Genomic DNA, 26,106 nt, shown 5'->3' with positions numbered 1-26,106 from the left:
AGATTTCTGAATGCTATTGGCTTTTGGTATAGTAATTGCAGACAGTGAGTTATTTAACCATCCAAAAAATGAATACAGAGTATAATAATCGCATAAGGCAGGTATTTTTCTTACTGATCGTGGTGGCGCTGGCTATCCTGCTTTTCAAGCAATTATATTCATTTTTTCCCGGCTTTTTAGGCGCGCTCACGCTTTACATTTTATGCCGAAAATACTATTTCTACCTCACTATCAAGCGAAAATGGAACAAGAGTGCAACCGCTATTTTGTTCATGATTTTGTTCCTGAGCTGCATTGTTGCACCCGTTTACTTTTCACTGGATATGGTTTATTCCAAGATTGACAAAATTGTAAGAGAACCACATCAGGTCAACGACGCGATTGCCAAAATGTCGGCCAAGATTAAGGATTGGACTGGCCAGGACCTGCTTACCGAAGAAGCCACGGCAGATATCCGTAAAAAAGCGGCGGGGTTCATTCCAGCCATTCTCAATGGTTCTGCAATGATGCTTGGAAATCTGCTAATGATCCTTTTTCTGGCCTTTTTCATGTTCACCAATGGTTTGCCGGTAGAAAAGAAAATCCGTGAATTTCTTCCCTTACAGCCTAAAAACATCGATCTCCTGGCAGATGAGACAGTTGGAATGGTCCGCGCAAATGCACTGGGCATACCGCTCATTTCGCTCTTTCAGGGCTTGGTAGCCATGCTGGGTTACTGGGTGTTCGGGATCAAAGATTTCGTATTACTGGGCCTGATCACCGGAATATTTGCCTTTTTTCCGGTGATCGGGACTGCATTGATATGGATTCCGCTGGTGATATACCTGTTTTCTTCGGGCGAGAACGGTAAGGCCATCGGGTTGCTGATTTACAGTGCCGTTGTGATTGGTAATATTGACTATCTGGCAAGAATCACCTTCCTTAAAAAGGTTGGCGACGTGCATCCTGTCGTCACTATTCTGGGACTGATCGCGGGTTTGAAACTATTCGGTTTCTGGGGCTTTATCTTCGGTCCGCTACTGATCAGTTATTTATTGTTGCTGATTAAGATTTATAAAAGCGAGTTTTCGACCAAGTGACCTGTTATCAGATCTCAACATCCTTTTGGGATTCGATTTTGTAGTCTGCAAAATCGTTACTATTGTCCGACCATTTGTACACCAACCGTTCGAAGTGCAGGACAGGGCAGTTCCCGTGCGGTTAATTCTTTACTTACCATAATTCCAACAAGAAATGCCATCCGGGCTCTTTTCAGGCGCTCGGGGGCCTTGCTATACCAGTTGCTGGAACGGATTTTGTCGTGCTGGTTTTTTTTAGTAAGTGAATAATAAAATGAAACCTGACCAATTTTATAACAAGGCTTATACGTGGATCCTGAACACGGGACCTGCCTTTTTACTGGGGATTGTGGTACTCGTAACTGGCTTCTGGCTGATCAAAGTGGTGTCGAGGTGGCTTACGAAACAGATGTACAGAAAGGACATTGATCCGTCGCTTACCCCTTTTCTGCTGAGCCTGAGCGTGACTGCCCTACGCGTGCTGCTGATCATATCCGTGATGCAGATCGTAGGTATACAAATGACCGTCTTTGCCGCATTAATCGGTGCTATCGGTGTAGCGGCGGGCCTTGCGCTTTCCGGTACGCTGCAAAATTTCACCAGCGGCATCCTCATTCTGATCCTCAAACCTTTCCACGTCGGCGACAACATCGTGGCACAGGGACAGGAAGGGACGGTAACGGCAATCAGGATATTTTATACCATCGTAACTACCTACGACAATCGGACGGTGGTGATCCCCAACAGCAAACTTTCCAATGAAGTGATCATCAACATCAGCGGGTCCGGTAACCGGCGCCTGGACGTTGAGCTGAAATTCGGTAATGCCATTGAGTTCAACACAGTGAGGACAACGATCAATAATGTACTGGATCATGCCCAAAATGCCCTTAAATTGCCCGAGAGACGCATCGGAATTTCAAGTATAGAGCCAGACGGCTACAAAGTGATGGTCAATGTCTGGCTCGATTCGCACGGATATATTGACACGAAAATGGAGATTCAGGAAAAAATAATGGAGAGCCTGAAATCGTCCGGATTGAAGCTTCCGGGTATGTAAAATATTTTTTTAATAACTCTGCAGCGTTTTTCGGTGGTAACGTGTCTTAACTGATGAATGGGTCGGTGTGTGCCATTCTATTTTGGCACAGGCCACGCGACGTTAGGGAATACTATTAGCCATGAAAAGAATTTGTCCTTGTATAAATTGCCCTAGTATTTTTCTTCTTTCGTCACGTAATTTAGGTGTATTTTATTAACGACATGAAGACCAGGCAAATGCATACAAGATTTACAGCATTTTTGATTTTTGGAATAGGGATGTGTCTGGTATATCTCAACGGGTGCAGTAATGTGAAAGATCTGCCACCGGATGTGAAAAGCGACCTGCCCGATTCGATTATTAAGGTGTTTGACCGCGCATTCCCAACGGCTGAGGATGCTGTTTTTAAAAAGCTTGAATTTGAAAAGGAGAAGTTTTACGAGGTGAATTTTAAGGTAGGGCAGGACAGATTTTATTCCGTACTGAATACCAGTACTATTCTGAAATCATTCAGGTTACTCGACGAGGCGCCCGATTCTTTAAGAAAAAAGGTGGCGGAATTGCCACCTCCCGGCGGGGTCATGACAGATTTCAGGATACCGAGTTACGCAAGCCAGGATACGCTCATGGTTTCCAGATATAAGCTGGATGGTAAAGACTATACCGTAAGCTGGCGCTGGGCGGCCGGAGCAAGCGTAAGACTCGATATGGCGTTTCAGTTCAAACTCCATTATCAGCTGAATGCAGGCGATGTCAACAGGTTACCCGATTGGATCCTTGCCTATCTTCAGCAAAACAACTTAACGTTTTATCAAGCCTGGGTTTATGTAAAGGACGATAACACGGCTCGTTATGATTTTCATGCCCAAAGTGGGAACAGTTTGTATTTTTTTAGTTTCGATACCGACGGGACATTGGAGTACACGACATTTCCTGTCGCAACAAATTACCAAAGCCTTGCTCAAATGCCTGTTGAAATTCAAAATTATGTAAAGAATTCGCCAGTACTTTCGACACGTGGATTTTTTAGTGCGGCATCCAAATACGAGAGAGATGGTAAAACCGCATATAGCCTGGATATGGCCATACAACCCTCCCGGGAGGCTGATTTGTCTGGTTTTTACAGGATCATTTTTGATCAGAATGGTGGCTTTAAATGGTTCTTTTGTCTGGCTTTTAATCCATGATTTAATCAATGTTCGTAGCAATATAAAGTAGAATACATCGACTCAACCCCTGTTAATGAACCTTTTCCGCAGTAAAAAATACAGTTCGCTACCCGATCTGGTCCTTGCTTGTCAAAGGCAGGAGCCCAGTGCGCAGACTGCTTTTTACGACCGGTACAAATCTAAACTCCTGGGGGTATGCGTGCGATACGCGAAGACGAAGGCAGAGGCGGAAGATATTTTCCAGGAAGGTTTTATCAAAGTTTTCAAAAGTCTCAACGAAGTACGGGATCTTGGTGCGATCGACAGCTGGGTGAAATCGGTGGTGATCAGGACGGCGATTAACTATTACAACCGTACTACCAAAGAGCAGCAACTGCATTCGTCGCTCGACAACGTGCAGTATGAACAGGAGTCGGACGACTATGCAAAAATAATTGACCAGCTGAACGTGGAGGTTTTGCTGAATATGATCAGCCAATTACCCGATGGGTACCGGATGATCATCAATTTACATCTCATTGATGGCTATACACATAGTGAGATCGCGCAAATGCTTTCCATTTCGGATGGTACTTCACGATCGCAGTATTTAAGAGGAAGAAATTTACTAATGAAAAAATTACAGGAAAAAGGTATTACGCAATATGAAATCTCCTGAAGAGAAAATCGACGAGGCATTGCGAGAAGCCCTGAAACGCAAGTTTGATAACTTTGAAAGGGTGCCAGATCCTTCATTGTCGGAGAAGGTGTGGCGTGCCCTGAATATTTCCAATAGTCCCGGAATTATTCAGCAGACCATTATTCTTGGACTTTTGTTTCTGATCATTGTGACCGGCACATTATTATTTACTACCATTTCAGAAGATGAAAAGGAAAGTTTTGTAAAAGAAGGCAAGCCGTTTGTATCTAAGCCAAAAGTGCATCCTGGCCCCACAGAGCCGGCTGACCGCATCTCCTCAAAAATAGCCGTTGCGGCCGCAAACCAGAAATCTGCTAAAACCGGGTTGACTGAAAGCCATGTGGCCGGCAGCACAAAAGCTTCGTTTGAAAAGCAATTGAAAATGCGGACTGCGAACATATGGAGTGTCAGGAAATCTACGCCAATCAAAAAATCTGAAACGTTCAAAAAGTCTACTGGACATACAGTCACTCCAATCGCTGAATTTGAAAATACAGGCAATGAAGTTCTCGGCATTACAGCGAACGATTTGGCCGATATACCATCGGATAGTTCAACTGAAATAGATGTTAATGTTAATGAGTTGGAAAACAGACCGCTGCATTTGCCGCAGTTCGCCTGGAAGACAGACAGTATCATTTCGCTTTCGAAATCAAAAGAGCGGATTGATCAGGAAAATAAAAACGACTGGGCGTTCATTGTCAGCGGGGCTCCTTTACGGACATTTCAAACATTGACCATCGGACAAACGAATGGTGTTATCTATCAGAATTTCAGTTTCCCAACGCGTATTTCTGCCGAGACGCTGGGTTACAAATTCACCGCCGGGGTGGAGAAAAATGGATTTCAGTTGCTATTGAACTATGGCCGGTTCAGGCAGTCATTCAAATACGAAATTGCCCGTGACGAGTATCTCCTGCAACCCGACAAATCGGGCGAGTACAGGGTTGTACGCAAGGGTACGCCGGTGGAGGAAAACTCGGTATCTAACCTGCTGGGATTGAGCATTAAAAAACACATCGTGCGCAAGACAGCCTTCCTGCGGAACTATTTCGGCGACGTCGGCATGGAGCTGAACCGCGACCTTACTTCGGGCACCAACATGGTTTGGATCAATGCAGGGTTCGGAAGGGAATTGTTTGTAGATAGAAATACGCGGATTACCTTTGGGCCATACGTTGAATATAGTTTGATGAAATTGCGTAATGACAAAAACCAATTCCGCGTACAGCCTTATCAGATCGGTCTTTCGGTGGGGCTGAAATATCTTAAAAAGTAAACAGAGTACAGTTTGAAGTTTTTTGTAAAAAGAGCCCTTTGGGTGGCCATGTTTTTTTTAATGGCCACAATGCCGGTTGTGCGCTCCATCGATACCGGGCTCGGGCTGCACCAGTACGCGTCACACAAGGCAGCGCTGGCAGGCGACTTTTGGTTCCCCAACCCCTGGAAGTACCGGATTTTTTCTACCTGGATGGTCGAGCAATCGTATCAGGTTTATCTCCGCACAGTCGATAAGGTGATCCCGATCGACGGTATCATGAAAGTGCTGGATGTGAATAGCAGCAAACATTTCGCGGTTACTGCCGACTTGAAGCGGTTCAGTGAAAATGGTCAGGCCATCACAACACCGGAATATTTCGTTCAAAAAGAAAGCGCTGGCAGGTCCTCGTGGGAGGTTACGAAAGAATTCCATCGGTATTTCGTTGTTTTTATTCTGGTCAGGTCATTGATCGGCTTGCTAATACTGGCTGCGGCCTTCTGTTTCTTCCGGATTTTCATTTCAAATCAATGGATGGTCCTGCTGGGACTGGTTTTTCTGGACAATGGCATGAACAATGCATTCAGAGATACGGCATTCGGCTTTGATACCTATGTTGATCTGCTGCTTTTTCTGACGGCCATCGTCATCATTATCAAACGATATGCTCCGGCTTTTCTAATTCCGATCGTCGCCATCGGCATGTTGAACCGGGAAACGGCCATTCTCATTCCAATGCTGTATCTGATCATTAACTTTGTCAGAAACGGCAACAGGCCTAATATTCCAATGACTTTATGGGCAGGAGGGCTGGGTGTGCTGGCTGTCGGGATATTTTTCGGTCTGCGGGAATATTTCGGTTATGAGCCTTATATCGTGCCGTCGGGGTGGTTCAGGGTGGTCGAGAATTTTACGAACTATTCGGTGATCAGTGGAGAGTTTGCCATTATGCTGATCTTTCCGTTCCTGAGCATTATGTTTTTAAAACGGACCGATATAATTTTGAGAACGATCTGGCTGGCACTCATACCGATCTGGTTTGCTGTGCATTACTGGTCATTTGCGGTGCTCGAATCGCGTTATTTTTTAGTACCTTTTTCGCTGGCCATGCTACCAGTAGTGCTATACGAAATTGAAAAATCTTACCTGAATGGACAAAGATCTGGCAATATTTGATTTCGACGGGACCATTACTTCCAAAGATACTTTCCTTTATTTTCTCAAATACACGCATCCTGGCCTACGGGGAATGGTCAACGTTCTTCGGGTGACGCCGCAGCTGGTAGCGTACGGATTGGGTTTCATTTCTAATGAAACAGCCAAGAAGCATCTTTTCAGTTCTTTTTATAAAGGAATGTCCGCCGATCATTTCAATGCGCAGGCGGGCAGTTTTGTGAGCCATATCGACTCATTTGTCAAAAGCAAAGCGATGGAAAGGATTAACTGGCACCGTCAGCAAGGTCATCGGGTGTTAGTAGTTTCCGCTGGCTTCGATAATATTTTGATCCATTGGTGCAAAAAAGAAAACATCGAACTCATTGCCACCGGTGTAGAAATAGAATCCGGCTTGCTGACGGGGAATTTTGGCAGTAAAAATTGTTACGGCATTGAAAAGCTCAACCGCATCAAAGCGTTTCTCGACCCTTCTGATTATGGCAACATATATGTCTACGGTGATTCGAGGGGCGATCTGGAAATGATGCAGATCGCCACCCACCCGAATCACGACAAACGGATTTTTACATAATCCTGATAATTAATTCCAATGTCCGTAAAAGCAGAATAATACGAATACCAGGTACAGTGCCAGTGTTAGTTGTACTGGTTTGTCCTTGTATATCAATGTGGTAGGGTCACCTTCGCCCTGAAATTTGTCGATATCCGCAAGCTGCACAAAGCGGAACAAGCCGTAGACTACGAAGATCAGCGAGTATTTCAGGTAATCATGTCCCACCAGGCCGACGACATTTTTATCAATGGTATAGAACATGTAGCTGATCAATGTCATCGTCGAGCATGAATAAATGAATTTGTCCATCATGCCGATCGAATAGTCGGACAGCACTTTCCGGTGATTTTCTGCGTCCTGGGACAATACTTTCAACTCGCCTTTTCTTTTTACAAAGCCCAGCATCAGCGCAAGAAAAAAGGTTACTACCAGAATAAAATCCGAAGGAAGTACATTAATAGCCTTGCAACCGGCAATGATGCGAAGCTCAAAACCTAATGCAATGAAGAAGCAGTCGATGATGCTGATGTTTTTGAAATAGAGCGAATACAGCACATTGATGACGCAATATGCCAGCAATATCATCATCAGGATACCATCATTCAGCACGACGAGCAGGGTACAGCATAATGCCACGCAAATCAATACCAGCGCTATTCCTATCGGGCGGGACAGCTGCCCGGATGCCAGCGGGCGATGTTTTTTGACCGGGTGAAGCCGGTCAGAATCAATGTCTTTCAGGTCGTTGATCACATAAATGGCCGACGCCGCCAGGCAGTAGGCAAGGAAGGCAAGCGATGCATTTACAAACGCTGTTTGATCGAACAGTTTGCGGGAAAAAATTAACGGGGCAAAAATAAGCAGGTTTTTAATCCATTGATGAATCCGGATCTCACGGAGCACTGACGCAATCATAAAGTGAAGGGGTTGATATAAGAATTACTTGTACAAATTTAGACACATGTTCCGCTCGGAACGTTGCATTGCATTGGATGCTTCGCTTATCCTTTTTAATATCCGTTCATGTATTTGAAATCGCGGCTGTATATTACGTACTGTATATTGCATAGTACCTTGTAAAACATATATTGCCATGAAACTAAAATTACTGACCACTGGAATCCTGATGTTGGCATTGACATCCTGCTGGAACTCACACGATATTGCTATCAAAGTAGAGGATAGTAAGGACACCTATAAATTTTCGGCCAGTTTCAACCGGAGCAAGACCCCGCAGGTGGAGCGGGTGATCAACAAATTCATCGCCCCCACACACGTTGAATCGGATAATGGCTTGGATTTCACCACCATGCTGGATGATCGTACTGCGTTGGACATAGAGTCCTCACCCGGCGAAGTGATGATCAAAATGGATAAGACCGGGCACAATCAGGTTTCCTATATGCGGGTAAAAAGCATGTGTGAGGCCATTAAGGAGGTCATTTCGGAAAAGAAAAAGTAGAACGACATCGTCGCTCTTCGTTTTATTTTTTGCAAAACACTGAAAAAGAGCGGGAACTATTACTACACAGATTAGGGTTTGACGTTTAACGGGAATTTATTGTACTTCCTGGATAATTTAAACCCTACTCTTCGTGAAAAGACTTTACTGCATTTTGGCATTCTTCATGCCGTTTATCGCCAATGCGCAATGCCCAACCTCAGACCATATTTTAACCAGCCAGGCAGAAGTGGCCGACTTTCCGTTGACATTTGCAGGATGCGTTAATCATCCGGCCAGTTTGATCATTGATGGTCCGGATATAGTCGACCTGAGCCCGCTTAGCGGCATTGAAACCATTGGCGGAAGCCTTTCGGTGACAAATAATATACTATTGCCTCTATTGACCGGACTTGACAATGTCACCTCTGTTGGGGGCAGTCTTTACATTGGCAGCAACCCATTACTAACCAATTTGACGGGACTAGGAAGCCTGGCAACCGTTACCGACTCGCTGGGAATAACCGATAACGCAGCCCTGGTGTCGCTGGCAGGATTGGAAAATATTGTCAGCATCAGCCATCTCAATCTGGTCGAAAATCCGAAACTCGCTGATTTACAGGAGCTGGCGAACATTACTACGATCGACAATATATTTATTCATGACAATGCGCTTCTGGTCAGTTTGAATGGCCTGCAAAATCTGGTGACGATAAACGGGAACCTCAAAATTACGAAGAACAAAAAGCTGCTGAGTCTGGCACCATTTTCTAACATCACAACGGTAGGAGGGAACCTTATCATCCGAAACAACAACAAGCTTCCTGCGCTGACCGGCCTGGATAATATCACAACCGTTGTAAAAAATGTGGACATTGCCGGCAATAATAATTTGGTTGACCTTTTGGCACTGCACATTAGTAGCGTGGGCGGGTCGCTAAGTATCGTCAATAACGACTTATTGACGGATTTATCGGGATTAGAAAACATTACAACAGTACCGGGGTATCTTGAAGTGTCGTCCAATTTTGCACTTTTGAACCTTGCAGGCCTGGAAGGCATCACCTCTGTGGGAGGATCAGTGTTTATCGATTTTAATGATAACATTGCTTCGCTCACCGGACTCGATAATCTGGAAACGATAGGTGAAGAGCTCTATCTTGACTTCAATGATAACCTGCTAAGTCTGGCTGGATTGGAGAAACTGGAATCCGTCGGTGACTATGTCACCATTGCCGAACATGATAATTTGCTGAGCATATCGGCGTTGAGCAACCTGACGTCTGTTGGACGGGGACTTAACATTTTTTTCAACACCGTGCTTCCCACGCTCGACGGCCTTCAAGGCGTGACTTCCTATGGTAATGAAGTGATTATTTCCTTCAATGAGGCACTGGTAGACCTGGAAGGCTTGAATTCGGTGACTTCTATCGGGGAACTGGGGTTATTGATTTCAGCGAACTTCTCACTGGCGGATATTACTGCCTTGTCTGCACTGACCAGTATTGACGGAGACCTTCAAGTCACTTTTAATCCATTTCTGACCAGTTTGGCCGGGTTGGATAACCTCGAAGCGATCGGACCGGAAGGATACCTGGCTGTTGCTGTAAACCCGTCATTGGTCAATCTGGATGGGTTGAATAAAATTACGACGGTTGCGGGTCTTTTTATCGAGGAGAATGATGTACTGGAAAACCTGAACGGTCTCGCAAGCCTCACTTCGGTGACCGACACCGTGTCGATCAGCTTTAACGTGCTTCTCCCGGATTTGGACGGATTGAGTAGTTTGGGCACGATAGGTGGCGGTCTCACGATGGTGGGCAATGACTTACTTGTTTCACTGGCAGGAATGAGTGGCCTCAGCTCCATTGGCGGCATGCTGACGATCGTGGACAATCTGGAACTGGAAACATGCGCGATCAGCCCGGTATGTACCATTGTAAATAACGCAAGCCCTGATATGGTCGAAATTTCGGGTAATAAAACAGGCTGCGAAACGCGGGAGGAAGTAGTGCTGGCTTGTGCGGCACTGCCGGTGACGCTGGTCAATTTTTCGGCTGTTCAAGAAGGGCAGGGGACATTGCTTTCATGGTCAACGAGCAGTGAATCAAAGAGTTCGCATTTTGAAATTCAACACAGCGCCAATGCAGGATCTGATTGGAAGACAGCGGGGAAGGTCACGTCACACGGCGAAAGCAGTACGCTTGTCAGCTATCATTTCACACATGCATTTCCAGTGAATGGCGACAACTTGTACCGCCTCAAAATAGTGGACGCAGACGGAAGTTACGCTTACAGCAAGTTGCGGAATGTAACGTTCACGGATCTGGCCGATTTTGAGATCTACCCCAACCCGGTAACCAGCCGATTGTCTTTGAGGGTAAAAGACGTTTCAGCTTTGCGAAAAGTAGAGGTTTTGAACGCTTCCGGCAGCTCGGTATTCTTACAGGAGTCATCGACTTATTTTACGAACACGCCCTTGTATACGATAGAAGCCACCGGACTCCCCGCTGGCCTGTACTTGTTGCGTGCTACTGATAAGCATGGAAAAGTGGAGACCAGAAAGTTTGTCAGAAAATAACGTGAGCTGCTATTACGGCGTCAATGATAGTGATTTGAAACAAAAACCTCTGGTCGCTCAGGTAAGAACCTTCGCGGCCAGAGGCTGTAAAGCTTCCGGGGTGGGCAGCAGGGTTACTTTTTAAGCACCTTCATAATTGTTACTTCACCGTCATACCGCGTTGTTTTGATCATGTAAGTTCCGGCGGGCTGCTCACCAAAGTGGAATTCCTTGATGAGCGGTTCGATGGCAGTCAGGTTCTGCATGTTGCCCATCAATTCGCCTGATGGAGTGAAAATCTCTATATTTTTAATCATTCCCCAGTCTTTGACTTTGATCCGTACTTTTTCAAGGGTGGGATTTGGATAAATGACCGTTTCCATTCCAATCTCAAAATGAACGGCGAGCATTCTGCTATAATGGAAGGACTCGTCTTTGTATACAATTTTGAGGCGGTAGAAATTTTCTCCCAGTGCGGGATACTGATCTGTAAATGTATAATTCCTTGTTGAGCTGCTTTCTCCTGTGGTATATATCTTCCGCAAGGCCACCCATTCTCTTTCATCCGTGCTGTGCTGAAGTTCGAAATGGCTGCTATTGGTCTCAAAAGTGGTGGTCCACTTCAATATGGTTTCACGTCCGCTCTTCTGGGCCACAAAAGCGCTGAGTACGACTGGTGTGCTGCTGTTTCTTTCCATGGCTGTTAGGTTTAAAAGGTTGTTATGGATTGTTATGTGAATTGGATTTTGTTTTCGGACTTACGTCTGTTTAGTTGTAGTTAACTTTTATGGCTTTGTCTCCCACTGCAGTTTCAATTCCCAAAATATATATTCCTTTTGCAGGGAGAAGTATAGTATGTTCGGTTTTGGGGTTGGTAAACTGGTGCAGCAAATGTCCATTAATATCAAAAAGGGAAAGTATTTTGGTTTTAAAGGGCAGTTGAATTTGAATGCGGCTATCGGTTGTTGGGTTAGGAAATGCGACAAGCCTTTCGAGTCTCTCTTTTTCAGGAATAACTGACACGATCCTGCTGAGTGAAAACCTGCCATCAAAGTCAACCTGGCGAAGTCTGTAATAGCTGGTTGTTTCCAGGCTGGTATCGACAAACTGATAGGCCTTTTTTGATTTGCTATCACCTCCTCCGTCAACCCAGCCAAGGGCTTCGAATTTTTTCCCGTCAAGCGATTTCTGCACCTCAAATCCTGCATTGTCGTATTCCTCCGCAGTTTCCCAGTCTAATTGTGCATTCCCCGTGCTAGTAAGGGTACCAGCAAAATGTATCAGTTTTACTGGTAATGCCGACAGTGCTTGTGGTGTCATTGTTCCTAATACCCAGGAAACCGCAATGCCACCCGCCGAAGAACTGTTGGCAGCGCCATAAATACCGGCCGGAGAAATCGATTGGCCGTGGGAACTAGGCGCAACCAACATGCTCATGAACATTAGCAATAGCTTTTTCATGTCGCTGTTATTTTGAAGTGGCGTGTGTTGCATTGGCATCCTTTTTGAGACTGGCTTCCATAGCTTCGAACCTTTTGCTAAAGTTCGACAACTCGGCAACCTGTTTACGCAGCACGGCGATCTCTTCATTCTGATCTTTAAGTTCTTTCACAGACTCGATCAGGTGTGGTATCAAACCAATGTAGTTGACGGCTTTGAAACCTTCCTTGTCTGTGGTAACCAACTCAGGAAACAGTTTTTCTACTTCCTGGGCAATGAGGCCGGTTTGAAGGCTTTGATCGCGGGTTGCATCTTTCCAGTTGTAGTGATGTGCCTGCAAGCCGATGACTTTGGAGAGACTATGATGAATAGAGGTAACGTTAGTTTTTAGTCGCTGATCTGAGGTTTGAATGATGTTGCCACCAAGGTAACCGTTTCCTTGTCTGTTCACCCAGAAGTTCCAACTGCCTAGGTAAAAGCCAACTTCGTCGTTCGTTTTCATTCCCACAAACCCATCGGGATCATTATTTGAAGTATTGAAGTGAATCCCGGCTGTTTGTCCATTATGACGGATTCGTGGACGACCGCCAATGTCTAATAGATACTCTGGGGTTAAAACTGTGCTTCCGATGCCGGTGTTTCCATTTCGAAGAATTGTCATTGCATTCAAGCGATCATTAGCAGCTGTACCTCGCCCTATTTGAAAAAGCCTGTCGGTTGGTTGCCGAACATTGGGATCAGGGTTATCACCAGCTGTATTGAAACTTCCCAAAGCAACTGCTCCTCTTGCCTTCGTGATTGTATTATCACCGATTGCGACTGAGTAATTACCTGTTGTTAAAGCTGAAAAGCCCATAGCAATGGAATAACCTCCATTTGTTTCCGAATTGGGTCCTATGGAAACGGAATTGTATCCTTTCGCCTCACAACTAACTCCGAGAGCAATTGATCCGCCCGCTGATGCCTTTGCAATCGTTCCAAACGCCGTCGAATTGTCAGCATTTGCCTTTGCTCCGTTACCCATGGCTACCGACGCTCGCCCTGATGCCTCAGTGTCCCACCCAGATGCGAACGAATATTCTCCTATCAATGCTTCTTCCCACGAAGGTGATAATCCGGCTCTAAAAGCGGATTTTCGCGGATACCAAATCATTTTGGGTACATTGCCAACACTGGGTAAAATAGCTCCACCGTCTTTCACACCCGTTTGAACAATTGGATCGTCGTTTATCAGTCGATTGGCTTCGGCAGCGCTGAGTGCGAATGGTACACTCAGTAATTGAGTCGCACCCAAATCAGTAAAATCACTCCCACCAGCGACATCAAGTTCGACCTGCATAAAGTAACTGTCCGACTTCCAGTCAACTGCTGCCAATGTTCCGCCAGCACTACCCACTGCCACATTAAATATTCCAGCTCCATTAGTTTGTACATCGTGTGTTTCCTGAAACACGCTGGCACCGGCTGGGTCAGTTTTGCGAATGGTCACCCTAAGTTTTACGGTTGTGTTTATAATTGACTTTCCAGTGATGTCTCTTGCAACGCCTTGAAAATTAAATTGTTGAGGTGCTTGCGCTTGGAGATTGGTAGCAATAAGTAAAAATAAACCCAGAAAAACGGGACGACAAAATATTAGCCCTGAGTTCGATTGGAAAGAACTCCGCTGCCAAGTCAAAAACCATTTCTGCATTTGCAGCCACTGAGCTGCCCGGCATTTTAAAAGTAGAAGTATCTTTTTCATGTTCGTATCAGTATGTGATCGTTTTAGATTTTCAATGACCGAACTTAATACTTACATCATAGCTAATGCATTCCGTTAATCTAACGGTAGTGACTTAGTGATCAAACGGTAAATGGTCCGGGTGTAAAGTCGGGTGATCATCCGTATGCTCATGGATGCTGCCGGTGGATAATCGCCTTGTGCGAAAAATTTACAGTTGCCGTAAGATTGTGGTGTTAACGGGAGCTGCGGCTCTGATTACTTCATCTAATCATTATCAATATATGTACACACGATTACTATGCCGAAAGAGCATATTATTTATGATCTTTTGTATTGCTTTCTTTAACGGGCTTCACCTGAAAGCCCAGTTTTATAAGACCAAGCATTATATTCCGAATGCCACGTCTGATCACCAGGTTGACTTAGGAATTCTATACAATCCCCAACCTTATCTGATCACCAATACGCCGACGACTTACCATGGGAATCAGAACGTATACGCCATTGCGTATCTCCCTTTTATTGAAACGGAATACAATCCTGCAAAACCGGTTCAGTTATTTGGCTCTTATTACACAACTGGGATTGCGCTTGCATCTCCAAGGGATCCTGCGAAGGCGCTTTATGCTCCGGTCCATGTGGTAAACAACATTCCTAAAAGTGATCTGTTTTACCCGTTTGCGTCGACGATTCCATCCAATGCCAACCTTGTCAATTTCAAAGGTCCATTTAACAAGCTAAAACATTTGAATGAGCCCTCAGCTGGCTTTGTCAATCCTGTTCCAAGTGAGTATGGTATTACTGCGTTGGAGACCGCCCAGAAATTCACAAAGTTTTCACATGAGGTTTTGACAGATCAAAATGGGGTTGGATGGAATGGATTTGATAAAGATGGGCTGGTTCCTATTAGCATCGTAGTTAATACTTCTGTTGATGTAAGCTACTATAAACCATCGAAAGCAGTAATAATGTTGCATAAGAACGGATTAGGCAATATGAGTGTCACCCGGGAGGTAATTGGCCATGAGATTACACATGGTATGATTTTTCATAGCGGCAATTACAATCAGAATCTTGCCACTGAATCCAGAAGACAATTAAACGAAGGATTTGCGAATGTGCTCGGTCTCGCATTTAGCGACTGGCTTGAATCGCCCAACTTTGAAAGCCCTCATTGGAATATGTATTGGGAGACCGCTAATGCTACTCCATTCCCGTTTGATGATCCCAAAAGTATCGGATTCCCTAATACTTATAAAGGAGATCTTTATAAGGAGAATTGGCAGCTGGCCGGCTATGATGAACATGACAACGGGTCGGTATTACATTATGTAGTGGCGATGCTTAACCAGGGCCGCGCAGGGCACGTCGATGACAAAGATTCGAACCCAGCTTATACGGTTTTACCCCTCATTCCTGGTAACAAAGCAGAGACTTACAAGCTCGTACTCCGGGTTTTTTTGAAAGCGTTTACTGAAAAATTAACGGAAAAAGCGGAATACCCGGATCTCAGGATGGCATCGTTAGCCGCAATCGAGGATCTGGGATACCCCGAGGGATCACACGCATACACTCAGTTAAAGAACGCGTGGGATGCTGTTGGCGTCGGTCCTACGATTTACAATAAAACTTGCGTGGAGGCTTTCGGTGAAACTCTTTTGAATGGATCTACAGGTTTTGTCGCACAACAGGGAACCAAGTCGCCCGACCCTACCAGCGGAAGAGTAGTTGAGTTAGTTGAATGTAATCAGTCTAATCCGATCCAGACTTTCCTGGGGCCGAAACCGACCGATTATGTTCGCGACTGGGACAAGGATAATATTTATTCAGAGGATAATAATGTCTTTAAATCACAGGTTGCTGTCAGCATCCACAAATTTAGTCAAGTAGCGCGGGACTGGTTTAAAACCAAACTTGGCCTGAATGGCATGACCGGTGACGGCGGATTTGTGCTGAGCAACGAATTAAGCGACTTCAATGAAGAAAAGGCGCAGAGAACACACATCACAGAAGGAGCCAACAGGACTGCCAGATTTGTATATCCCTATAAGATGTTGTCAGCTTGCCGTGATGAAATTGCTTTTAATTATTGCAGCGGGGTAAATTTCTATGCGAAGTTTGAGCAAGTGAAAGTGATGCAGCCCAGTACAGATTGGTACGTGATTCACGCTGGTTTGCTGGATATATTTACACTCGCAATTAAGAAGGATTTTGAAAAGAAATTGCAAAATCCCGGCGCGGATAATATTCGGACACTTTACGAAGATATGTCTGACCCGGCACTTCTTATTAATTTCGAAAACCCCTTGGCCGACGGACGGCCCGTTGTATATCATGGTCAAAACTGGAACGCAGTTTCTCCTTGGAAGAATGCAAGCATACTGAAAAAGTTCTTCGATTTATTGGTTCAGGGAACGGATGACGATGGTTACAAAAACGGAGAGCCAGACAGTCCTACTTACTTTGTTTTCAAGGTCGAACAGGACTTGATTGTCAAAGTTTTGTGGGCTGCATTTAAAGATTCTCCTGTTGATTGCAGTCTGTATGAATTCCGTGACGCCACCCTGAAAGCCCTGCACGGCATGGGCATGCAGTATGACGGCAAATCCAAAGAACACATTGCCTTCTACGATGCCTGGGCGGCGGTGCTGGGCCTGCCCGATTACGCTTCGACTTTGAAGTATGAGCCTGTTGCAGGCAGCATGGCCTACCCCTGGACGGTCAAGGTGGGTGCCGAAGTGGAGTATCCGCTGTATGAAAGTCAGCGCTTGTTCGAGGTCAGCAAGAGTCCCAAGTTTAACCCCAATGAATTTCCCGTCCACCAGTTTGTCAGCAATGCTGCGCCGGATCTGGCCACATCGATGGTATACGGGCTGGTCAATTTGGAACCCGGGCAGACCTATTACATCCATTCCCGGCTGAGCAATGCGGGTGATCCACGCGATGGCTGTGCGGTGACGCCCGATCCTGCATTTTGTGAGTCATTGAAAGCCAAGAAGAAATGGGCTTATCCATATGAGTTCATCACCGACAAAGTCGCTATGGTTTCCAATGTGACCCCGCTTGAAGGGGAGCAAATACCTGCCTGGGATAGCCCGTTAAGCTGGGTGGGGGTACCCGGGGCACGCGGTGGCGCGCTCAATATCACCGACAATGCGTTGACCATGTCCAGCCACATCTTTCCCATTGAATCGTTTTACGATGCCGACCAAACCGCGGCAGTTATCCAGGCTTCCGTTGCGCTTTCCAAAGAGAAAAAGTATACGCATAGCATCGCCCCGTACCAGAAGCTGGGTTCAGAATGGGCGGTGCATGTGTTACCCAATGGCAGCTTGCTGTCCTTCACCGATGCTGAAATAGAGGCCTTTCCTTATTTATATGGCCCCTGGACGCCAGAAGTGATGTTCGAAACGGATTTGCCCAAGATCGTACCGGGCGCGGTGCCCGCCAACGGTGAGCACATATCCCTGCTGGCGCCGCCCTTTACGCTCACGGCCGACAAGATCGACCGGGCTGACGAGTACCAGTTTGAATACAAGGAACCTTACCACAAACAGGCTGCCATGCCCGAGCCTGCGTTTGGCTTTTTGATCAGTAATGTCCCGGCCATCACGGATTTACAGGAGATCAAATGGGCCTTTACGCCCGTCAGGAAAGCAGATACCCTCTTCATCCCCCAGGACGAAATGGGTGCCACCGAATGGCGCAGCTTTGTGGCTGATATGAGTTTGGTGCCTAAACCGGTGATTACTTCGAATATCTGTTTCAACATTGGAGATGGTGTTACAATTAAATGGGAGAAAGTCGAGTTTGCTACCCATTACCATTATGTGCTTAAAGAGCACGGTACAGGCATCATCATAGCCGAAGCGACCACCGACCAGCTCACCACCCCGACCATCGCCAACGCCAGTAACTACCCTGCTCCGGGCAAATACGTCTTTGAGGTCAGCGCGGGTTATAAGAATTCAAACGGTCAGTTCTTTTTTGGGCCCAAGGCATCACTTGCTTACGGGGTGCGGCCACCTGCACCTACGGCGATGGTACCCGACGCCAACAATAATGTGCCACTTGGTCCAGACAATGCCATTACCTTTAAATGGCAGCCAGGCGCCGACCCAAACCTGACAGGGAATCACACGTTCAGGCTTTTCAAGGAAGTGGGCAATGGTGTTGAAGGCATCGATGGCTTTGCACCGGCTACTATTTTGGGCAACCAGATCACCGTGCCTGGACTGGAATTCAATACCAACTATATCTGGGAGATCAATAATCTTTCAACAAAATCGAGTTGCCCGTCTGTCTTCAATGGAGCCAACTTTAGAACCGAGGATGACCCCGAAGAATTTGACCTGGGTTTTACCGTCATGGTAGAAGACCATAAAACCAGTACCGGCACTGACATTGTTGGTACCAGCCTGACCTACAAAGTGAAAGTGACACGCCCCGACGGTACCGTTGATTTTCTGGCAACAGACCGTTATTCGAATGCCGATTCATGGCTTCAGGTCGGTTTTACGCCAGGAGAACCCATTCTCTTCAACGGGGATCCGAATGGCCAGTTGACTGACCAGACCGGGGACTACATCATCGAGCTGGAAATCCTAACCGTTTGCGATAACTGCTCCGAACCGGCAGGAAAGCCTGAAATCACTATCATTGGCAAGGAATACAAGAAAAAGGTTAGCGAAAGTGATTGGACTTTAAATGAAGAATTCTTTCCAATCCCACAGGTCCAAACCTTCCCCGGGCGTGTGGTCGGTACTAAAAAGACACTGGTATTCCATTATGAACTTCCTTAATCAATTCTTATGAACATTCTCAAAGTACTTATTGCCATCGCATTGCTGCTGGCATGCTACCAAAGCAGGGCTCAGCAGGCCAATGACAAGAAAAAACGCATGTTTTTTTATCCCAGTAAGGATACACCGACTGCTCTGGCGATTAAAAACCTGAAAGTTTATCCCAATCCGGCCAGCCAACAAGTCCAGATCGAACTTCCGGAAACACCGGGTAAAGAAGGGTTTATGCTTGAAGTATCTAATATGAAGGGGCAATGTATGTTGTCCCAAAAATGGAATGGCGAAAAACTGAACGTCTCCCAGTTCCAATCCGGCATCTACATCGTCACGCTGCGAAAGGATCGCCAGTATTACTCCCAAAAACTAGTCGTTAAACGAGAGTAGCATAGCTATAAGTCAAAAGTCCAAAAGCCCGGATGTGATAGTCCGGGCTTTGTTAGTTCAACACCAATTTCTTCACCACCACACCACCATTCACCACCACCTTCAAAAAATAAACGCCTGATGCCATCTTTCCCGGGAGGAAAGGCTTTGGTGTTTCTTCAATAGTCAGTTTTTGGGTAGAATGAGTTCGGCCGGAAATGTCGATCAGGGTTAGTTCGGCACGGAGGCTTACTTTGTCTGCGGTTTTGATCTGCATTTGACTGGCGGAGGATGGGTTGGGCACAATTTGTATGTCGGATTGCAGGATTGTTGGGTCGTTGCCGAGAATAATCTCCCGCAGTTTGATAGCCCGAATGGCGGAATATTCAATTCTGCCATCCAATGCTACCATTTTGAGTCGGTAGTAGTAATCTGCTTTCACATCCAGGTCCGGGCTTTCCTGGTCTATATACTCGTAGTTTTTGACTTGCGTGGAATTGGGGCCTCCTTTCACCTGCCCGATTTCCTGGTAATCGACGGCATTGGTGGATCGCTGAATGATAAAGTGGGAAAATTCATTTTCAAATTCAGATATCCATTTGATTGTGACCAAATTGTCTGCATCGGCCGCTGTACTGAATGCTATCAGTTTGATGGGTTGTGGATGTGTGACCTTCACATGAAACACATCATTGACACAATTCTCAGAGTCCTTTACCGTGAAATCGGTATCGTCTTTGGGGCTAACCGTGATCGCCGATGTGGTAGCGCCGGTGTTCCATACATATTTTCCAATAAAAGATGCTTTCAATTCAACACTTTTACCCGCAACAATTTCGAAGCTGGACTCTTTATTGACGTCTTTTTCTATCGTAAACTGGTCATGAATGATCCCGTCGACACCGATCCATTTAGCATCCAGGCGGTTTCCTTCTACCTCCAAAATGAGCCCGCCGCCGCGCTCTGCATCTGAATGGTACATGGCTTTGTGCGGAAATCCGTCGGTAGTGTGGCCGAGCTGGCCTGCTGAACCTGCCACCACGTAAACTGTCCCGTTATTGGTCGCCGATTTTTTAATGTATGGACAAGATTCTGCCGAGCCGTCATATTTACCCGATGAAGAACTGACATTGTGAACAGCCGGATTGAAGGTATCACTCTTGCCGTAGTGGCCCTGGATTAGTCGCGAGCGTTCATAGTCGTGGCTATGGCCGCAGAGAATGAGATCCACGCCGTATCTTTCGAGGATGCGAATGAAATTTTCCCTGACTTTCATTGACTCAGGATCGGTGTCCGAGTTGTGTGAACCTTTTGTATACGGCGGATGATGCCAGTATGCGACCACCCAGTCCTTGTTTTTGTTCGCCGCCAGGTCTTTCTTGATCCATTCTACCTGCCTGCCTAGCGTGTCGTAAAGCCTCGTCGAATTATCCTCCCGGCCATAGGAATCCAATGACAAAAAATGCACATTGCCGTAATCCCACGAATAAAATGCCTCTGTTTCGGAGGGAACTCCGCCAGCTTCTCCCATCGTCGGCATGGTGAAAATCTTGTAGTAGGCTACATTGTGATCATTCTGCCGGTCGAAATTGTCATTATCGTAATCGTGGTTGCCTGGACTTGGAAACAATGGGTTCCGTTTCAGGAAACCTTCTTTGTAATGATTGAAAAAGCCAGACTGATACTCTGCGTCCCGACCAAACGGGTAAGCATTGTCTCCAAGTAACAGCCAGGCATTCATGTAGTTACTACCCAAATATGCGGCTACCTTGTCCCGTACTGTGCCTTGAATTGCCGAGTTCGTTCCACAGTCCCCTAATACGCCAAACCTGTACTTTCCAGTCGCTCCCGGGACTGGTGCCGTCTCAAAATAATTTTCCGGATCACCCTGATACACGGTCGTACTGGATCCAATCGAATAAAAATATTTAGTTTTTGGTTTCAGGCCCGTCAGTTTTATCTCATGCTCGGTCTCAGAAGCGTTGTTGTCGATCACTTCGTTGATAGCGTCAAGCGATAACCCATACTTAACCCGGCTATTGGTCGGCTGGTCTGTCCGCCATCGGATCACCATGGTGGTTGACGTTGCGGATTGAAGATACGGGCCGCGAATCAGCGTTTGTGCCAATCCGTTGAAGTTGAGAAGAAGAAAAAGCGAGAGCAAAAATATTTTCATAGATGGTCTGTTAGGGAATGCAGGAAAGATATCAGATCGGTTTTTTCTTGTTCGTTCAAATTCAGCGCCATAGTAGAAAGCGTCTGACGCGGAACATCTAATCCTAATCCTCCGCCACCGCCCTTGTTATAAAACTCAATGACTTTTTCCAATGAGCCAAAAGTGCCGTGGTGCATGTAGGGTGCAGTTTTTGCAGCGTTTCTGACAGTCGGTGTTTTAAATGCTCCTTTGTAATACGGTGTCGGTCTGATGTCAAAACGGCCATTATCGGGATCATTTACTGGTTTTTCCAAATCGTCGGTCAATGTTGTCCCCAATATTTCAAATTCTGTGAGCTTGTACAGTGGAGGGACCAGACCATTAAAAACGGGCGCAAAATGACATGTACCACATTGTGCCTTGCCCATAAACAGATTGAACCCATTTTTCTGACTTGTCGTCAATGCGCTTTTATCTCCGGCCAGATATTTATCGAAATCAGAATTGAATGGCTTTAATGTTCGGATGAATGCAGCCAATGATCGATACAAATGCTGCTCGGTGAGCTCTTGCTTTTTTTTGATCAAACCGGCCTTTCGAAACAGTTTAATGTAAGTCCGGTCTTTGGAAAGTGACGCCGCTATTTCAGCCGGATTGCCATTCATTTCCACTGAATCCTGCATAACCGTCGCAATTTGTTCCTCCAATGTTTTCGCGCGGCCATCCCAGAACTGATTATGCTGGTAGCCACTGTACAATAATGACGGAGCGTTTCGCCTGACCTCAGAATGATTATTTAGCCCAATGCTTTTGGGTAAACCGTCCGTAAAATACTGCTCGGGTTGATGGCAGGATGCGCAGCTTTTGGAACCATTACCGGACAATTTTGCCTCGGAAAACAGCTTTTTACCTAGTTCAACTTCCAGTTGGCTTGCAGGGACATTTTGGCCAAACGCCCGGTCTTCAAATGCATTGTAGATAAACAGATGCTCCGCATGATAATTCAGTATTCCGGCTGAATTGGTATCCAGGCCCATTCGGCTGATCATCAGACCCAAATGCTTTTGAAGCGGCAATGCATGATCGGTGAGGAACGAGAGCCTGTCAAATGAATCGAAATCGGGGTTTTGTTTCAAAAAATACAATGTGTTTTTCAGGTAATACTGTACACTGTCTTCTTTGGTTTTGGTCAAATACGGTTCGAGTGTTTTTGCAATACTTTGTAATGAAACATAGGATTCATCGATCCCGCTTTTCAGCAATGGTGCATCGAAGCCGCTGATACCGAGCGCAATGATCCGGATTAGTTGAATTCTTACACTTTCCAGTAACTGCTTGTCGCTTGCCTGAAACTGGTACAATAGGGAAGTAAGATCGTCGGCAGCCACATTGAGCAGGTTACATTGGAGCAGCAGCTCTGGCTTTTTTTTTGCCGGCGAATCCTCGTATAGCATCGCTTCCATATACTGCATGCCGGCAGGTTCCTGGTATTCGAGAAACGGTTCTTCTATCTCATTTTTGGGAGCACGATTGTAAATTCGTGACGAGGTAAAAAAGAAGTATTCGAGAAAATATTCAATCTTTTTGTAGGCCAGCCGACTATTCCTGAGTTCGCTTTTGGCTATCGTAACAGTCTCTGATCGTGTCGAATCGATGTTTTTTACTGCTATGGTCAGCTTCTTCAGGCTCCCGGCATATGCCTTACAGTCAGCACGGAACTGTTCGATGCTTTGGTGCACGCCTATACCGGGATTGGCACGGTCGGTAGCGGCCATGGCAATGACCAGTAGTGTGGCGATCAACACAAAAGTTTTTAAATGTGCGGCCATAAAAGCTAGGGGAGTAACGGCACAAGATACAAAGATTTTACAGCCGGAATGTGCTATATTTCCCGGGAGAAAAAGTTTTGAATCGATGCAATCAACCTTTCCACGCCTGGATATCGGCCCGCTTTCTGAATACCGCGACGACGACATTATGGTCGGCAGGTTCTCGGAATATTTGCAGGAACATCAGAACCTTGTCTTTCCACACCGGCACAGCTTTTACCATCTGGTACTTTTTACGGATGGGGGCGGGAAGCATACCATCGATTTTCACCATTTCGAAGTAGTGTCATATCAGATCTACTTCATGCTGCCGGGGCAGGTGCATTCATGGAATTTTGAGGGTGAAATGGAAGGATATGTTGTCAATTTCTCGGAATCATTTTTCCGTTCGTTTCTTTTGAAGCCTGACTATCTCGATTTCTTTTCCTTTTTAAATGGAGACAGCAGGCAGAATGTGGTGGAATTGGCGGTTGATATCAGGCCAAAAATTGCAGAACAATTTGAAGAGCTGCTGCGCCAGTACAGCCAAAGTCCTGCGCTGCGGGAGGATATGATCAGGGTGTTGCTCCTGCAACTTTTCCTGACCATCGAACAAAGCATTTCAACGCAGCAGCGGCAGAAAGGGGTTTTTCATAAGAATGCTGTGATTGGGAATTTTCAGAAATTGATTGAACGGAACTATACGAAGCATCGTCTGCCAGGCGAGTATGCGGAGATGCTCAATGTGACCCCCAATCACCTCAATGCACTATGTAAGGAGCATATCGGCATGCAGGCCGGTGAGCTCATCAGGAACAGGATCACTCTTGAAGCAAAAAGGCTATTGGTCAATCTGGACCTGACGGTCTCCGAAATTGCATACCAGCTCAACTTCAGTGACAATTCATATTTTACCAAATTCTTCAAAAAGGAAGCAGGGATGACACCGGAAGAGTTCCGGAAAAAGTCAGCTGATGAGTAGGTTAGTGCCTCAATTTTACTCAGGAAGCCGTTTTCTTAGACTCTGGTGTGATGAACAATGCAAGCCATGATCTCCTGGCGAGCCTGTAAAAGTAGGGTGTCAGAATGATCAGGATCGGGATGATACTGGCCAGAAAATAGTCAAGGTAGTTCGGAAAAACATTGACGAAGATCAGGAAATAGATCACCATAAATGCGACATAAAACGCATAGCTCATATACAATGCCCCCTGATAAAAGCCGGGCTCGGGAACCAGGTTTTCACCGCAATTAGGACAATGTTTGTTCATTTTGTCAAAATTTTTCAGGTTGTATGCGCTTTTTGTGATGAAGAAATCACCCTCGCCGCACCTCGGACATTTGTTGAATAAAACGCTGTATAATTTATTAGGCTTTGCCATGACTGTAACTGGTTTAAAGAACGGTTCCTGAGTGTCATTCAGGTTTTAACCTGGTACAAATTTCCCCAGAAATACAATCAGAAAGAAGGACCAATGTTATCTTTTATGGTAGAAATCAACGATTACGCAAGATTGTTGATGAAATGCACCATTTGCTGAGGGGCGAAAACATGGTCTACCGCATGGTGTGTCATGGCGTAATGCGGCATGAAAGGCATTTGTGCACTTTCCGGATCTTGCGCAATCGTTCTTCCGCCCGCTTCTTTGATCGTCAGCAACCCGTGGGTGCCGTCTTCATTAGCTCCCGACAATAATAATGCTACAATACCGGGCCCGTATACCTCCGCCGCGGATTCAAAAGTAACGTCGATGCTCGGGCGGCTGAAATTGATTTTTTCAGAATCGTCCAGCGAAAAGGAATGGTCTTTTTCAATTAATAAATGATAATCGGCCGGTGCGAGATAAAGGTGGCCCGGCGCAATCACGTCTTTGTCTTCGACCTCCCCGGTAACAGCGGTGCTTTTGGTAGAAAGCAGTTCGGACAAAGAAGATTCGGCAGAATTCCGGCGGTGGAGTACGAGGATAACAGGGAAGGGCAGTGCCGGTCTCAGCTGGGGAAGCAGCTTAAACAGTACTTCAAGGCTACCTGCGGACCCTCCGATCAGAAGGAGCTCACAGTGCTGGCTTACACTATTTTCTTCCATATTTTCTCCCGGTTCAGTTGCTTGAATTTATTTTGTATAGCCGAAAATTTAAGCGTTTCCTTGGTTCCCAGAGCCAGGTATCCCAGAGATCCCAGGCTGTCGTCGAAAAGTTTCAAAACCCTGTCTTGCAGGTCTTTGTCAAAATAGATCAGCACATTACGGCAAAGTATCAGGTCAAATTCATTGAATGAGCTGTCCGACACAAGGTTATGCGTTGAAATAATGATCTTTTCGGACAGCTCCTTGTCAAATTTGGCCTGACCGTAATTCGCGGTATAGTAAGTTGAAAAATCCCTGTGGCCGCCAGACGCAATGTAGCTCTCAGAATACTGCTTCATCTGGTTCAAAGGAAAAATCCCCTTTCTCACTTTTTCGAGTACGCTCGGATTCAGGTCTGTTGCGTATAGCAATGATTTTTTCAACAGATCAGCCTCTTTAAGCAAAATAGACATGGAGTAGACCTCCTCGCCGGTGGAGCATCCCGCATGCCATATCCTGATAAAAGGTTTTGTCCCGAGAATCGGCAAAACATCCTCTCTCAAAGCCTTGTAAAACAGCGGATCACGGAACATTTCAGTCACGTTCACGGTGATTTCTTCCACAAACCGTTTCAGGTAATGTACGTCCGTACGTACTTTATAACGAAGCTCGGCGAAGCTTGGGAATTTATCGAGCGAGCATAATCGCACAATCCGCCTTTTCAGTGACGCCCGTGAATAGCTCGTAAAGTCGTATCCGTAAATGTCGAACAGATCGGTCAGCAAAAGCTCTATGTCTTCATCTTCAATCATGC

At 45.9% G+C, this 26,106-nt stretch carries 21 protein-coding genes; 12 read left to right on the top strand and 9 right to left on the bottom strand.

Annotation, left to right across the window (positions count from 1 at the left end; all coding sequences use genetic code 11):
- The first annotated feature begins 68 nt into the window (after positions 1-68).
- The 7 genes from ON006_RS11465 to ON006_RS11435 all read left to right on the top strand — a co-directional run bounded on the left by ON006_RS11465 (position 69) and on the right by ON006_RS11435 (position 6,953).
- Positions 69-1,079: an AI-2E family transporter gene (locus tag ON006_RS11465; RefSeq protein WP_244819924.1), complete on the top strand. Its 1,011-nt coding sequence runs from the start codon at positions 69-71 to the stop codon at positions 1,077-1,079.
- 253 nt (positions 1,080-1,332) lie between these two features.
- Positions 1,333-2,118 carry a mechanosensitive ion channel family protein gene (locus tag ON006_RS11460; protein ID WP_244819923.1) on the top strand — a complete coding sequence of 262 codons (786 nt, stop codon included), beginning with the start codon at positions 1,333-1,335 and terminating at the stop codon, positions 2,116-2,118.
- A 203-nt stretch (positions 2,119-2,321) separates the two neighbouring features.
- Positions 2,322-3,287, top strand: a complete 966-nt coding sequence (locus tag ON006_RS11455; RefSeq protein ID WP_244819922.1) for a hypothetical protein — start codon at positions 2,322-2,324, stop codon at positions 3,285-3,287.
- Between the two features lie 55 nt (positions 3,288-3,342).
- On the top strand, positions 3,343-3,927 hold the full coding sequence (locus tag ON006_RS11450) for an RNA polymerase sigma factor (RefSeq protein ID WP_244819921.1): 585 nt from the start codon (positions 3,343-3,345) through the stop codon (positions 3,925-3,927).
- Positions 3,914-5,227, top strand: a complete 1,314-nt coding sequence (locus ON006_RS11445) for a hypothetical protein (RefSeq protein WP_244819920.1) — start codon at positions 3,914-3,916, stop codon at positions 5,225-5,227. Before ON006_RS11450 ends, ON006_RS11445 begins: the two co-directional genes overlap by 14 nt.
- Positions 5,228-5,239: 12 nt before the next feature.
- Positions 5,240-6,382: a hypothetical protein gene (locus tag ON006_RS11440; protein ID WP_244819919.1), complete on the top strand. Its 1,143-nt coding sequence runs from the start codon at positions 5,240-5,242 to the stop codon at positions 6,380-6,382.
- On the top strand, positions 6,357-6,953 hold the full coding sequence (locus ON006_RS11435; protein WP_244819918.1) for an HAD family hydrolase: 597 nt from the start codon (positions 6,357-6,359) through the stop codon (positions 6,951-6,953). Before ON006_RS11440 ends, ON006_RS11435 begins: the two co-directional genes overlap by 26 nt.
- A 9-nt stretch (positions 6,954-6,962) precedes the next feature.
- On the opposite strand, the gene ON006_RS11430 is transcribed toward ON006_RS11435, so the two are convergent.
- Positions 6,963-7,850, bottom strand: a complete 888-nt coding sequence (locus ON006_RS11430) for a decaprenyl-phosphate phosphoribosyltransferase (RefSeq protein ID WP_244819917.1) — start codon at positions 7,848-7,850, stop codon at positions 6,963-6,965.
- Positions 7,851-8,028: 178 nt separating this feature from the next.
- On the opposite strand from ON006_RS11430, the gene ON006_RS11425 reads away from it, so the two are divergent.
- Both ON006_RS11425 and ON006_RS11420 read left to right on the top strand, forming a co-directional pair.
- Positions 8,029-8,397 carry a hypothetical protein gene (locus ON006_RS11425; RefSeq protein WP_244819916.1) on the top strand — a complete coding sequence of 123 codons (369 nt, stop codon included), beginning with the start codon at positions 8,029-8,031 and terminating at the stop codon, positions 8,395-8,397.
- A 133-nt stretch (positions 8,398-8,530) separates the two neighbouring features.
- A complete protein-coding gene (locus tag ON006_RS11420) occupies positions 8,531-10,957 on the top strand; it encodes a T9SS type A sorting domain-containing protein (RefSeq protein WP_244819915.1) in 2,427 nt (808 codons plus the stop codon).
- A gap of 113 nt (positions 10,958-11,070) precedes the next feature.
- Here ON006_RS11420 and ON006_RS11415 read toward each other — a convergent pair whose 3' ends face one another.
- From ON006_RS11415 to ON006_RS11405, 3 genes are all read right to left on the bottom strand, one after another.
- Positions 11,071-11,634 (bottom strand): T9SS type A sorting domain-containing protein, encoded by a 564-nt coding sequence (locus tag ON006_RS11415; protein WP_244819914.1) that lies wholly within the window; start codon positions 11,632-11,634, stop codon positions 11,071-11,073.
- A 70-nt stretch (positions 11,635-11,704) separates the two neighbouring features.
- Positions 11,705-12,397: a T9SS type A sorting domain-containing protein gene (locus ON006_RS11410; protein ID WP_244819913.1), complete on the bottom strand. Its 693-nt coding sequence runs from the start codon at positions 12,395-12,397 to the stop codon at positions 11,705-11,707.
- Between the two features lie 7 nt (positions 12,398-12,404).
- Positions 12,405-14,117: a tail fiber domain-containing protein gene (locus ON006_RS11405; protein ID WP_244819912.1), complete on the bottom strand. Its 1,713-nt coding sequence runs from the start codon at positions 14,115-14,117 to the stop codon at positions 12,405-12,407.
- Between the two features lie 302 nt (positions 14,118-14,419).
- Between ON006_RS11405 and ON006_RS11400 the strand changes: the two genes are divergently transcribed.
- A complete protein-coding gene (locus tag ON006_RS11400; protein WP_244819911.1) occupies positions 14,420-18,901 on the top strand; it encodes a M4 family metallopeptidase in 4,482 nt (1,493 codons plus the stop codon).
- 9 nt (positions 18,902-18,910) lie between these two features.
- Positions 18,911-19,285: a T9SS type A sorting domain-containing protein gene (locus tag ON006_RS11395; RefSeq protein WP_244819910.1), complete on the top strand. Its 375-nt coding sequence runs from the start codon at positions 18,911-18,913 to the stop codon at positions 19,283-19,285.
- 52 nt (positions 19,286-19,337) lie between these two features.
- Here the strand turns inward: ON006_RS11395 and ON006_RS11390 are convergent, their stop codons facing one another.
- Both ON006_RS11390 and ON006_RS11385 read right to left on the bottom strand, forming a co-directional pair.
- Positions 19,338-21,440 (bottom strand): purple acid phosphatase family protein, encoded by a 2,103-nt coding sequence (locus ON006_RS11390; protein ID WP_244819909.1) that lies wholly within the window; start codon positions 21,438-21,440, stop codon positions 19,338-19,340.
- Positions 21,437-23,248, bottom strand: coding sequence for a cytochrome-c peroxidase (locus tag ON006_RS11385; protein WP_244819908.1), 1,812 nt, complete (start codon positions 23,246-23,248; stop codon positions 21,437-21,439). The genes ON006_RS11390 and ON006_RS11385 overlap by 4 nt, the downstream gene beginning before the upstream one ends.
- Positions 23,249-23,333: 85 nt before the next feature.
- On the opposite strand from ON006_RS11385, the gene ON006_RS11380 reads away from it, so the two are divergent.
- The gene (locus ON006_RS11380; RefSeq protein ID WP_244819907.1) at positions 23,334-24,209 is read left to right on the top strand and encodes a helix-turn-helix domain-containing protein; all 876 of its coding nucleotides are present in this window, start codon (positions 23,334-23,336) and stop codon (positions 24,207-24,209) included.
- Positions 24,210-24,228: 19 nt separating this feature from the next.
- On the opposite strand, the gene ON006_RS11375 is transcribed toward ON006_RS11380, so the two are convergent.
- The 3 genes from ON006_RS11375 to ON006_RS11365 form a co-directional block, all read right to left on the bottom strand.
- The gene (locus ON006_RS11375; protein WP_244819906.1) at positions 24,229-24,609 is read right to left on the bottom strand and encodes a DUF983 domain-containing protein; all 381 of its coding nucleotides are present in this window, start codon (positions 24,607-24,609) and stop codon (positions 24,229-24,231) included.
- Between the two features lie 122 nt (positions 24,610-24,731).
- The gene (locus tag ON006_RS11370; RefSeq protein WP_244819905.1) at positions 24,732-25,313 is read right to left on the bottom strand and encodes a chemotaxis protein CheB; all 582 of its coding nucleotides are present in this window, start codon (positions 25,311-25,313) and stop codon (positions 24,732-24,734) included.
- On the bottom strand, positions 25,295-26,104 hold the full coding sequence (locus tag ON006_RS11365) for a CheR family methyltransferase (protein WP_244819904.1): 810 nt from the start codon (positions 26,102-26,104) through the stop codon (positions 25,295-25,297). The genes ON006_RS11370 and ON006_RS11365 overlap by 19 nt, the downstream gene beginning before the upstream one ends.
- Positions 26,105-26,106 lie beyond the last annotated feature (2 nt).

Source organism: Dyadobacter pollutisoli (assembly GCF_026625565.1).
Lineage (GTDB): Bacteria > Bacteroidota > Bacteroidia > Cytophagales > Spirosomataceae > Dyadobacter > Dyadobacter pollutisoli.
The sequence above is the reverse complement of the archived record's forward strand: the minus strand, read 5'-3'. Positions and strand labels throughout refer to the sequence as shown.